Origin of the sequence: Streptomyces barringtoniae, from assembly GCF_020819595.1 — a bacterium.
In the GTDB taxonomy this organism is placed as follows: Bacteria; Actinomycetota; Actinomycetes; order Streptomycetales; family Streptomycetaceae; genus Streptomyces; species Streptomyces barringtoniae.
In genome coordinates this window covers 128,834-140,326 of record NZ_JAJHNP010000017.1, presented here as the reverse complement: position 1 = coordinate 140,326, position 11,493 = coordinate 128,834, and the positions used below count along the sequence as shown (strand labels likewise).

At 70.8% G+C, this 11,493-nt stretch carries 12 protein-coding genes; 1 reads left to right on the top strand and 11 read right to left on the bottom strand.

Annotation, left to right across the window (positions count from 1 at the left end):
* Positions 1-4: 4 nt before the first annotated feature.
* Entirely contained in the window at positions 5-226 is a 222-nt protein-coding gene (locus LMU33_RS28205; protein WP_228623428.1) for a hypothetical protein, read from the bottom strand.
* 93 nt (positions 227-319) lie between these two features.
* Between LMU33_RS28205 and LMU33_RS28200 the strand changes: the two genes are divergently transcribed.
* Positions 320-1,282: a GlxA family transcriptional regulator gene (locus LMU33_RS28200; protein ID WP_228623427.1), complete on the top strand. Its 963-nt coding sequence runs from the start codon at positions 320-322 to the stop codon at positions 1,280-1,282.
* A 40-nt stretch (positions 1,283-1,322) separates the two neighbouring features.
* Here the strand turns inward: LMU33_RS28200 and LMU33_RS28195 are convergent, their stop codons facing one another.
* The 10 genes from LMU33_RS28195 to LMU33_RS28150 form a co-directional block, all read right to left on the bottom strand.
* A complete protein-coding gene (locus tag LMU33_RS28195; protein WP_228623426.1) occupies positions 1,323-2,693 on the bottom strand; it encodes a bifunctional albaflavenone monooxygenase/terpene synthase in 1,371 nt (456 codons plus the stop codon).
* A complete protein-coding gene (cyc1, locus tag LMU33_RS28190; RefSeq protein WP_228623425.1) occupies positions 2,693-3,775 on the bottom strand; it encodes an epi-isozizaene synthase in 1,083 nt (360 codons plus the stop codon). Before cyc1 ends, LMU33_RS28195 begins: the two co-directional genes overlap by 1 nt.
* 290 nt (positions 3,776-4,065) lie before the next feature.
* On the bottom strand, positions 4,066-4,716 hold the full coding sequence (def, locus tag LMU33_RS28185; RefSeq protein WP_228623424.1) for a peptide deformylase: 651 nt from the start codon (positions 4,714-4,716) through the stop codon (positions 4,066-4,068).
* Between the two features lie 73 nt (positions 4,717-4,789).
* Positions 4,790-5,770 (bottom strand): hypothetical protein, encoded by a 981-nt coding sequence (locus LMU33_RS28180; protein ID WP_228623423.1) that lies wholly within the window; start codon positions 5,768-5,770, stop codon positions 4,790-4,792.
* 100 nt (positions 5,771-5,870) lie between these two features.
* On the bottom strand, positions 5,871-7,163 hold the full coding sequence (locus LMU33_RS28175; RefSeq protein ID WP_228623422.1) for an HD domain-containing protein: 1,293 nt from the start codon (positions 7,161-7,163) through the stop codon (positions 5,871-5,873).
* Positions 7,160-8,473 (bottom strand): HD-GYP domain-containing protein, encoded by a 1,314-nt coding sequence (locus tag LMU33_RS28170; protein ID WP_228623421.1) that lies wholly within the window; start codon positions 8,471-8,473, stop codon positions 7,160-7,162. The genes LMU33_RS28175 and LMU33_RS28170 overlap by 4 nt, the downstream gene beginning before the upstream one ends.
* Before the next feature lie 115 nt (positions 8,474-8,588).
* Entirely contained in the window at positions 8,589-8,891 is a 303-nt protein-coding gene (gene rsrA, locus LMU33_RS28165; protein ID WP_228623420.1) for a mycothiol system anti-sigma-R factor, read from the bottom strand.
* Positions 8,888-9,583, bottom strand: coding sequence for an RNA polymerase sigma factor SigR (sigR, locus tag LMU33_RS28160; protein WP_228623419.1), 696 nt, complete (start codon positions 9,581-9,583; stop codon positions 8,888-8,890). The genes rsrA and sigR overlap by 4 nt, the downstream gene beginning before the upstream one ends.
* A gap of 256 nt (positions 9,584-9,839) precedes the next feature.
* Positions 9,840-10,466, bottom strand: coding sequence for an alpha/beta hydrolase family protein (locus LMU33_RS28155; protein WP_228623418.1), 627 nt, complete (start codon positions 10,464-10,466; stop codon positions 9,840-9,842).
* Position 10,467: 1 nt separating this feature from the next.
* Complete coding sequence (locus tag LMU33_RS28150; protein WP_228623417.1) at positions 10,468-11,283, bottom strand: SOS response-associated peptidase; 816 nt, start codon at positions 11,281-11,283, stop codon at positions 10,468-10,470.
* Positions 11,284-11,493: the final 210 nt, after the last annotated feature.

Below are 11,493 nucleotides of genomic sequence, written 5' to 3'. Positions count from 1 at the left end.
CTGTTCAGACGGGGCGGGCCGCGCCGTGGTGCCTGCGGGGCCGGCTCGGCCTCCCCGTCTCCTTCTTCTCCTTCGTCTTCGTCGCCTCCTCTCGCTGTGACCTTCTGATCTGGCGGTCGATGATCCTGTCGTGGGCGATGCCGATCACCGCCGGGAGGACCAGGAGGCCCAGGATCCCGATCACGGCGATCATTCCGAGCAGTCCTTCTGTCTGTGTCACGTTCATGTACACCACTGTCGCGCCGGATACTCCTTACCGGGAGTGGCAGGACTGCCGTACACCCTCGATTTACTGCCACCGGCGAGGCACACTGGCAGCATGCTGCAGAACGTGGCCGCCGTGCTGCTGGACGGCGTGAACCCCTTCGAGATGGCCGTCGTGTGTGAGGTGTTCGGCATCGACCGCAGTGACGAGGGCCTGCCGGTGTACGACTTCGCGGTCGCCTCGGCCGAGGGCCCGGTGCTGCGCTCGAACGCGGGGTTCTCCCTGCAGGTCGAGCACGGCCTGGAGCGTCTGGAGTCGGCCGACCTGATCGCCGTACCGGCCGGGGCCCGCTACGAATCGCGCGCGTTCCCGCCCGGGCTGCTCGACGCCCTGCGCCGCGGGGTGGACCGGGGTGCCCGGGTGCTCAGCGTCTGCTCGGGCGTCTTCGTGCTCGCCGCCGCCGGACTGCTGGAGGGCCGGCGCTGTGCCGTGCACTGGCACCACGCGGCGGAGCTGGCCCTCCGGTATCCGCGGCTGACCGTCGAGCCGGACGTGCTCTACGTCGACGAGGACCCCGTGATCACCTCGGCCGGCACCGCCGCCGGGATCGACGCCTGTCTGCATCTCGTGCGCAAGGAGCAGGGTCCCGAGGTCGCCAACAAGATCGCCCGCCGGATGGTGGTGCCTCCGCACCGGGACGGCGGGCAGGCGCAGTACATCGAGCGGCCGCTGCCGATGGGGCCGTGCGACACCGTCGGCGAGGTGCTGGTGTGGATGGAGGAGCACCTCGACCAGGAGGTGACCGTCGAGCAGCTCGCCGCCCGCGCCCACATGGCGCCGCGTACCTTCGCGCGCCGCTTCCAGCAGGAGACCGGAACCACTCCCTATCGATGGATCCTGCGCCAACGGGTGCTGCGCGCACAGGAGTTGCTGGAGGGGACCGACGAGACCATGGACGCGATCGCCTGGCGCACCGGGTTCGGTACGGCGGCGGCGCTGCGGCACCAGTTCGTCCGGGCGCTCGGCACCACCCCGAACGCCTACCGGCGCGCGTTCCGGGGCCCTGAGGCCGCATGAGCGCGCGCCGGTACCAGGTAGGTGTCCTCCCCAGACACTCCTACCAGGGCATCGGCCTCAGCAGCAGGTTGTGCGGGCGGAGCGTGATGCCCACACGGGTGGTGTCGTTGGACCCGGCAACCTGCTCGAACCGGTACTTCGCCGAGATCGCCGCGGTGATCAGGCTCAGCTGGGTCATGGAGAAGTGGTCGCTGGGGCACTTGCGGTTGCCGACGCTGAAGGGGCTCATGGCGTACTTGGGCACCTCCTTGGCCCGCTCCGGCAGCCACCGGTCGGGGTCGAAGTCGAGGTGGCGGTCGTAGGAGCGGGCGTCGCGCTGGATCGCGTAGGGGCTGTAGACGATGTCCGCCCCGGCCGGAATGCGATAGTCGCCGAGCGCGGTGTCGGTCACCGCGCGCCGCGTCAATATCCATACGGCCGGCCTGAGCCGCATGGCCTCGACGACGACATTGTTGGTGTGCGTGAGTGAGCGGACGTGCTCGAATCCGACCGGTCGACCGCCGGTCACGGATTCGACCTCGGTCCGTACCTTCTCGGCGTGTTCCGGGTGTTCCGCGAGGACCTGAAGCAGCCACATGATCGTGGAAGCCACTGTTTCGCTTCCAGGGGTGAGTATCGCGACGACCTGGTCGTGGATCTCCTGTTCCCCGATGGGGTCGCCATTGTCGTCCTTTGCCTCCAGCAATGCCGTCAGCAAATCGTCCGGCTTTTGACCAGATGCCCTCCGCTCGGCGACGATCTCGTCCACCAGCAGATGCAAATCGGCCAGTGCCCGGTTGAATTCGCGGTTGGCCGGGAACGGCAGCCGGTACAGCGGCCCGAGCGGGATGACCATCCGCCGGTACATGCCGCGGAAGACGGTGGCGAGGTCGGCGCTGAGCCGCTCGGCGCGCTCGTCCATGTACTCGCCGCGCAGCAGGCAGCGGGCGGCGATGCGGACGGCCACCCGGAAGGACTCCGAGGTGCAGTCGACGGTCCGGCCGGGCTGCCAGCGCTCGGTCAGCGCGTGCGCCTCCTCCTCCATGATCGGCCCGTAGTCGGGGATCGCGTCGAGACGGAACGCGGGCTGGATGGTGCGCCGCTGACGCCGGTGCCGGGGGCCGTTGGCGGTGGCCACGCCCTCCTTGCCGAGCAGCCCTTCGAGGGACTCCCACAGGGGTCCGTCGATCTTGAAGTCGGGGTTGAGGGCGAGCGCGCCGGTGAGCTCCGGGGCGGTGACGGCGTACACCGTCTTGGGGCCGAGCTTGAGGCGTACGACGTCGCCGTGGTCGCGTAGCCGGGACATGAACGCGAGCGGGTCGCGGACCAGTTTCAGGCCGTGCCCGAGGCCCGGCACGGCGCCCCCGGCCAGGGGGGGTTCACGCAGCTCGGGAGTCTCGGAGGTCAGGGGGTGCACAGACTCGACGGTCATTACTCACCTGCCGCTTCGTTCGTGACGTACGGGGGCGTGGACCGGTCGTCCCAGGTGTCGACCATGTACCGGCCGGACTCGTGGTGGAACCAGTAGACGGAACTGAACCAGTTCCGCATGTTGCCGACGCAGGCGCGCACGGCGGCGCTCAGTTCCTTTCCGTGGACGGTGCCGTCGGCGAGACCGTCGGCGAATCGCAGGGCTTCCTGCTCGACTTGGAGGAATTCACTGATGCATTCCTCGACGCGCCGCCTCACTTCGTCCACCGATTCCTCGAGAGTCAGCCCCTCATGGGTGATGAGACTGATGCCGAGATTGTGGACCTCGTCGCCCGCTATTTCCTTCGGCAGCGAGCACAGATCGTTGTACCAGGCGGCGAATTCCTGACTGAGCAGCGCGGCCCGGCGATAGGCCGGGTTTTTCCGTACCGATTCCGGGAGTTCACACCCGGCGCTCGGCTCCAGCAGGTCCGTCCATATCCAGTGGGCGAAGGTGTGCCGGCGCAGGGCGAGGTATTCCTCGACGCCGGGAATGTATCCCTTGGAGCGGTTGCGGAACTCTCGGTCGTAGGCCTCGACCACCGCGTGGAAGTGCCGGGCGAACCGCTGGTTCCAGGTGCGCGGCAGGAAGCCGTACAGCCGCAGCACCCCGTCCGCGAACCCTGCGACCAGCGGGTCCGGGTGGTGCAGATGGTGCCGGGGTGCGTCGAGGGCCGCGTGCAGGCGGTGCCTGAGGCGCCGCCAGTCGTCGGCCCGGCCGTGGACGACGTACCGGTCGTGGCGGTCGTCCCAGACGAAGAACCATGCGCTGTAGTCGGCGATGGCCTGCAGGACCTCTTCGGGGGCGCCGAGGTAGTAGCCCGCCATGAGGTCGGTGTAGCACAGTCCGTCGGCATATTCATGCACCTTGTCCGCAGGCATGAGCCGTTTTTCCAGCAGCCAGAGGCGCGTCTTCTCCTGGAGTCGTGGCCAATACGGGTGCAGTTGCCGAGGAAAGGCGGACTCGATCACCGGGAGTGCCAGCGAGGGTGGTACTACGACCGCCATCGGCGTCGCTGTGGTGCCGTGTGGGAAAGCATGCACGTACAAACCCCTCTCAGCCGCCAGGAGCGCACACCCTCCCGTCGTGCCGGGCGTGCGCCGTTGCGTATCCCCGCACTTCCATTCAGCACCACAACTGACCGTCATGGGAACGGATTTGCTTCACTCACTACCCCAGGATGCTGAGAATCCCCCCTTGCGTGACCGATTAAGGATCACCCGGAAGATAGAAGCGATCGGTTGTACGACGCACTGACGATCCGGACGAGGTCATGCAAAGGGCGCCCGACCGGGAGCGATCCCGGCGGGGCGCCCCAAGGTCCCGCTGCCGACTAGTCGTTCGCGACCACCGGATAACGTGGCTCGTTCTCGGCCATCTGCCGCAGCGCGTCCTTGCGGTCCCGCTTGGACAGCCGGTCGATGTACAGATAGCCGTAGAGGTGGTCGGTCTCGTGCTGCAAACACCGTGCGAAGTAGCCGGTGCCGCGGACCTTGACCGGGTTGCCCCGCTCGTCCTGGCCGGTCACCTCGGCGTAGTCGGGCCGGGCGAGCGGCGCGTACGCCGTCGGCACGGACAGGCAGCCCTCGTTGCTGTCGTCCAGGCGGCGCCTGTCCGCGGGCAGCTCGACGAGCCTGGGGTTGCAGACCACCCCGACGTGCCGGACGCCCTCGTCGTCGGGGCAGTCGTACACGAAGACCTTCAGGTCGACACCGATCTGGTTGGCGGCCAGACCCACGCCCTCGGCGGTCCGCTGGCTGGCGAACATGTCGGCGACGAGCTGCTGCAGCTCCTCGCCGAACTCGGTGACGTCCTTGCACTCCTTGTGCAGCACCGGGTTGCCGACGACCGTGATCGGCCGCGAGGTCCCGCGCTCCCGCCAGGCCTTCTCGCGCTCCTCACAGTCCTCCGTGTCGACGACGTACCCCTCCTCGTCGACGGGGAGCACGCCCGCGTGCTGCTGATCGGTGTCCTGCTGCGCCATGACCGACGTACGCCTTCCTGCAAACCTGGGAAAAGTCTCGGGTACAGCCTAAAGGCGGCAGGTCGTCGGCGGCTCAGCAAACCTCTTCCAGGTCCCGCCAGTCCCTGGAGTCCGGGCTGTCCGCGACCCACCCGTCCAGCAACCCCCGCACCAGCGAAGCCGGCGCCGACACCCCGCACTCCCGCTCCGGCACCCACAGCTGCCCGTCCGTCCGATGCCCCAGCGGCCCGGGATGACCGGGCTCACTGTGGTCGTGCGGGTCCAGATGCTCGCCCTCGCCCTCGTCCGACGGCATCCGCGACTCCGAGCACATCCGGCACAGCAGCCGCACCGAGGAGGACCAGTCCTCCGCGGCGAACCCCGCGTCGGCGGCCAGCTGCTCCAGCGCGTCCCGGTCCGCCTCCGTGGCCGCCTCCAGCAGCACCACCCAGGTCGGAACGGGTGAGGGCGCCCACAGCTCGATCTCGTCGAAGACCGGGTAGGCATGGCCGGTGGACGTCGTGCGCTCGCCGTGCGGGACCCCGTCGTGCAGCACGACCTCGCCCCAGCGCCGCCCGGACGAGGGAAGCGGGATGGACAGCACCTCGATCCGCGCCGGGTCCAGCCTGCGGCCCCACACCACCTCGGCCTCGCCCTCCGGGGAGAGCCGTACGGCCGCGCTGCCCAGCTCCATGCCGACCGGTTCCCCGGCCACGGCGGCCCCGCCGGGCACCTTCAGCCCGTACGCCTGCCAGGCGCGGCGGGCCAGCGGCCAGTCCTGCAGGGCGGTGGCGGCGATGCCGACGTTCCACCAGTCGGGCGCCCCGGCCTCCCGGTCCAGCAGCGCGACCGCCCGCAGACCGGCGGCGCGGGCCTGCTCCCAGTCGTGCCGGAACTTGTGCAGCAGGGCGAGGTTGAACCAGGACTCCGACAGCCAGGGCTCCAGATCGGCGGCCCGTGTCAGCAGCTCGCCCGCGTCCTCGTACCGGCCGTCGCCGATCAGCGTGAACGCGCGGTCGGTGGCCTGCCGCCAGGAGGCGGAGGGCCGGTGCCGTCCCTTTCCGAAGATCCTCACGATTCCCGCCTGCCAGTTCCAGTTCCGCACCATGGGCTGGCTTGTGCCCCCGGACACCCTCTCCCTCGCATCCAACCACGTACGGTGGGAAAGGCGCTCATTACCCATGGGTTACCCAGCCGGGAGCGGGGTCAGACAGTGCCGTGCGTCTCCCGTCGCCCCCCACCGGCGCCCTCTCCCACCAGGTCCGCGGCCGGGCCAGGACCCGGGACAGGGACTCCACCACCTCCGGATCGTAGTCACCGGCGGTGCCGAGACGCAGCTCCTCCAGCGCCCGCAGGGGTCCCTCGGGGCCGGCGTCCCGGGTCTTCTCCTCGTAGGCGTTCACGGCCCGGACGATCCGGGCGGCGACGGGCTGTTCACGCCAGGGTTCCGCCTGCTGTTCCACCACCACGGCGACGTCCGCGGACACACCGGTCTGCCGCACGACGGCCCCGCCGAGCAGCGCGATGCGCCGCTGCTCGGCGGCGGGCAGGCCGGCGGTGGCGCCGGCCGGGACCGGGTCGACCAGGCTGAGCTGGCCGATGTCGTGCATGAGGGCCGCGTACTCCAGGACGGTCAGTTCGTCCCCGGTCAGGCCGAGATCCCGGCCGACGGCGAGGCTGAGCGCGGCCACGCTGCGGGCGTGCCCGGCCGGGGTGCAGCCGGCGATCTCGGTGGCGCGGGCGAGGGAGGCGATGGTCTGCCGGTAGGTGGCGCGGACGGCCGCGTACCGGCGCAGGGACAACTGGGTGAGCAGCAGGGGCAGGCAGAACACGGGCAGCGCCCACAGCCCGGCGACGGCGACCCCGAGCGCCATCACCGCGCCGGTCGCGCAGACGGCGGAGCCGATGCCGAGCAGCCCGCGCAGCTCCTCGCGCAGGCACGGGCCGAACGGCCAGCGGGTGCGGGAGTGGGCGAGAGCGGCGGCCAGGACGGCGTCGCACAGGGCGGTGAGGCAGAGCAGGGCGACCAGGAGCAGCGCGTGTTCGGGGCCGCTCCAGGAGGTGAACACGCCCTTGTTGTAGAGGGGTTGGAAGCAGACGGCGGCGAAGCCGACGGTGAGGACGCGGCGGGCCAGATGGTCGAGGGTGGGGGTGCGTCCGTGCCAGATGTGCGGGACGGCGCCGAGCAGGGCGGCGGCGAGGACCACGGTGACGACCTGCGCCGCGTCGTGGTGCGTGGGCCGTCCGGCCACCGCTGCGAGCAGGGCGTACGACAGCGAGCCTGCGGTGGCGAGGGGGGCGGCCTGCCGTACCGGGGCGCCGCTCCAGCGGGTCAGCTCACCGACGGCTGTGAGCACCCCGAAGGCGAGGGCGACGCCCCGTTCGTCGAGCCCGGTCCACAGGGTGACGGCGAGGGAGCCGGCCGCGGCGAGGGCGGCGGCGCCGTGGACGATCCGCAGGGCGGTCACCGGGGTGTCCCGATGACCGGCGCCCGGCCCTGGCTCTCCTTCGGCGTCCCGGTGTCCTCGGACGTGACCGTGGGATGCCAGCCGTAGCGGCCCAGCGCGCGGGCGAGCGCGGCCACCATGCGCGGGTCGAACTGCGTACCGGCGCAGGCCTCCAGCTCGGCGACGGCGGCCTCGACGGGGCGGGCCCGGCGGTAGGAGCGGGTCGAGGTCATCGCGTCGAAGGCGTCGGCGACGGCGACGACGCGGGCGCACTCGGGGATCCGGTTGCCGAGGAGGCCGTACGGGTAGCCGCTGCCGTCGAGGCGTTCGTGGTGGTGCAGGATCGCGGCGCGGGCCTCGCCGAGGAAGGAGATCCCGCGGACCATCTCATGGCCGTACTCGGGGTGCAGTTCGATGATCCGGCGTTCCTCGGGGGTCAGCGGGCCGTCCTTGCGCAGCAGCCTCGTCGGGACGCCGAGCTTGCCGACGTCGTGCAGGATGCCGGCGAAGCGCAGCACCTCGACTCGGTCGTCGTCCATGCCGAGTTCGCGGGCGATCATCACGGAGGCCTGGCCGACGCGTTCGCTGTGACCGCGGGTGTAGCCGTCCTTGATGTCGACCGCCTGCACCAGGGCGCGGATGGTGGCCTGGTGGGCGGCGCGTTCGCGGTGGTACTGGGCGAAGACCCACCAGGACACGCACATCGGCAGCAGCACGAGCAGCGCGGCGACCGGGCCGTACGGGCTGCGCCACAGCACGGCCATCATCAGCCCGGCGAGTCCGTGCACCGCGACCGGCGCGAGGCAGCGGGACAGCAGCCCGCGCCAGGCCCGGCGCAGCGGGATGCCCAGGGCGACGGCGCGGGTGCCGCCGTCGAGGACGGTGAGGATCAGGCAGAAGGCGAGGATGGCAGCGCCGGCGGGCAGCAGCGCGTACGGGAAGTCGGAGGCGACGACCGCGTCCCGGCCGCCGAGCGCCCAGTGCATCCGGGCGGCGCCCCACACGGCGAGCGCGGGCCGCGCGGCCCGCCAGACGCGCCGGAGCGGCGCGGGCCGGTGCCCGGCCCCTTCGACCGGCGAGAGCAGGGCCGCGGGCAGCGGGACCAGGGCGGCGGCCGGCGGGGGCAGCAGGAACGCCCCGGCGAGCAGCACGGGGTAGAAGGTGCCGCCGAAGCGCCGGCGCACGACGTGTTCACAGGCGGCGTAGAGAGCGGAGAGCAGGCCGAGCGCCCACCAGGGGGTGCGTATCGTCGGCAGCGGCAGGAGGCAGAGCAGCGCCAGCAGGGCGACGGCGGCCACCCAGCCGCGTGCTCTCGCCGGTACCGCCTCCATCGCTCCCCTCCCCGACCGTGCCTGCCCGGGCTCGGAGCCTAGGGCGGGGATCGGGGGGTGCGGGGTCTACGACCTGAGGATTAGCACGTTCGGGTGACAAGCCGGCCGATGGCGGTCAGCTCTCCTGCGGGGTGGCGGTCACGTCGTGCTCGGGCACGGCCTGGCCGGAGCGGATCAGGTCGATCCGTCCCATGACCTTGGCGCGCAGGTCCGCGGGTACGTCGTCGTGCCCGCAGCACCGCTTGACCAGCTTCTTCACGGCCTGCTCCAGGCCGTACTTCTCCAGGCACGGAGAGCATTCCTCGAAGTGGTGCTGGAACTTGTCGCGATCGACTTCCGGCATCTCGCTGTCGAGGAACTCGTACAGATGGTCGAGGACCTCACTGCAGTCCGTCTCGTGCGGCTCTCCGCAGCTCATGAGCCCGAGCCTTTCGCTTCGTTCGACTCTCCGGCGCCCGCCGGGACCAGCCCGCGGTCACGGGCGTAGTCCTCCAGCATGCCGCGCAGTTGACGGCGGCCCCGGTGCAGCCGGGACATCACCGTACCGATGGGTGTCCCCATGATGTCCGCGATCTCCTTGTACGCAAAGCCCTCTACGTCCGCGAGGTAGACGGCGATGCGGAACTCCTCGGGGATCGCCTGCAGCGCTTCCTTCACGTCCGAGTCGGGCAGGTGGTCGAGCGCCTGCGACTCGGCGGAGCGCAGACCCGTCGACATGTGCGACTCGGCGCGGGCGAGCTGCCAGTCCTCGATCTCCTCCGCGGCGGAGCGCTGCGGCTCGCGCTGCTTCTTGCGGTAGGAGTTGATGAAGGTGTTGGTGAGGATCCGGTACAGCCACGCCTTGAGGTTGGTGCCCTCGCGGAACTGGTGGAAGGACGCGTACGCCTTGGCATAGGTCTCCTGCACCAGGTCCTCGGCGTCGGCCGGGTTGCGCGTCATGCGCAGCGCGGCCGAGTACATCTGGTCGAGGAACTCGAGCGCGTCCCGCTCGAAGCGCGCACTGCGCTCGGCGGTGGACTCGGAAATCGCCTCCGCGCTCACGCCCTGGCCCTCGGGCTGCTCCGCCTGGCCGTTGTCGGTCCCTGCGTCGGTACCGGTGACCGGACCCACCTCCTCAAGATCCCGGGCAGGACCGAGACCGGTCCCACTCGTTTCGGAGGATAGAACACGACCCGTGCCTGCCGCCCCTCGAATAGGAGCGGTCTTGGCCGCGTGCAGCACCGTCCAGTCCAGGTCAGCGCTGCGCTTGTGGCTCGGGCAGATGGTCGAACCCATGCGGCGGACTTCCTCTCCTACGACGTCGGTGCCGAGGCCTCAGCACTTCTGTCCGCCACAACAGCGGTCCGGCGCGGGGCATTCCCGGCCGTCACCCGAGTGACCCGAGCCACTCCACGACACCGTCGGTGATGATCTCCAGGGCCCGCTCCTCGGTGATCTCCGCGCGCTTGGGGATCGCGAACCCGTGATCCCCGTACGGCACCTCGATGAGCCCGAAGCCGCCTTCGGGGAACTCCTGCGGCCTGCCGAAGGGGTCGTTGCCGCCCTGCACGACCAGCGTGGGCACGCCGGACCCGAGCAGCTCCCCGGCGCGGGACTTCTCGGGCTTGCCCGGCGGGTGCAGCGGGAAGCTGAGCGCGAGTACGGCGTGTGCGCCCAGCTCGGCCGCCGTACGGCAGGCGACCCGGGCCCCGGCGCTGCGGCCGCCGGAGACCACCGGCAGCTCCATCCCGGACAGCGCGGGCCAGATGCCGCGCCAGCCGGTGTCCAGGGTCTTCGGCGCGGGGGCGACCTTCTTCCCGGCGACGCGCCAGGGCTGCTCCACGAGGGCCACGGTCACGCCGTGCTCGGGGAGCACCCGGGCGAGCGCCTGGAGGTCCCGTGCCTCGATGCCACCGCCCGCGCCGTGGCTCACGGCCAGCACCAGCCGGGCCCGCTTCGCCCTGTGCCAGGTGATGCGTGCGGTCCCGGCGTCGGTCTCGACAATCTCGATCACGCTAGAAGAGTGTGCCCTCTTCCGGCGCCTCGAGCTCCTTCAGCAGCTCCGGGCCGTTGTTGCGGACGTTGCTGACGGCCGTGGAGACCGGGTAGGCGCGCATCAGGCCGGGCGGGGGCGGCGCCAGCAGCTCGCGCAGGCCGTCGGGGTCGGTGCGGCCCGGGTCGAGCCAGGCGTCCCAGCGGTCCGGGGTGAGCATCAGCGGCATCCGGGGGTGGATGTCGACCAGGGAGTGCGGGCCGTCGGCGGGGGCCACGGCCAGCGGGGTCCTCTCGGCCTCCGTGGTGATCACCGAGCAGGTGACCCACCAGGCCTGCGGGTGGTCGTCGGGCAGGGTCCGGTCGCGCCAGAACTCGTACAGCCCGGCCATCGCGAACACCGAGCCGTCGGCCGGCAGCACGAAGTACGGCTGTTTGCGCGGCCGCTTCTTCCTGCCCTCGACCTCCAGGTCGCGCTCCTGCTCGCCGGTGACCCACTCGTAGTAGCCGTCGGCGGGGATGATGCAGCGCCGGGCGGCGAAGGCGCGGCGGTAGGCGGGCTTCTCGTGCACGGTCTCGGCGCGCGCGTTGATCATCCGGGCGCCGCCCTCGGGAGTCTTCGCCCAGGACGGCACCAGTCCCCACTTCAGCTTGCGCAGCTGCCGAACCGGCCGCGGCTCGGCCGCGTCCTTCAGGGGGCGGTCCAGGACGGCGTAGACCTCCTTGGTCGGGGCCACGTTGTAGTCGGGCTCCAGGGTCTCCTCGGGCTCCCACTTCTCGACCTCGAAGATTCCTGCGAGATCCTCGGGCCTACGACTCGACGCATACCGTCCGCACATAAGAAACCGCCCCTCCGACCTGCGGAAACGCTAACCCAGGGTCTTCACTACCTTACGCAAGGAAGACGAGCGCTCCGAGGCGACGACCAAAGTCCCGGAGATCGCCCGGAACACGGCGTTCACTGGTCGGAGAAACGCTGTGACCTGCACGTTTGCCGTCAGGAACGATCGCTGCCGCGTCGGCGTCTCAGATATCGTCCGCACGTACGT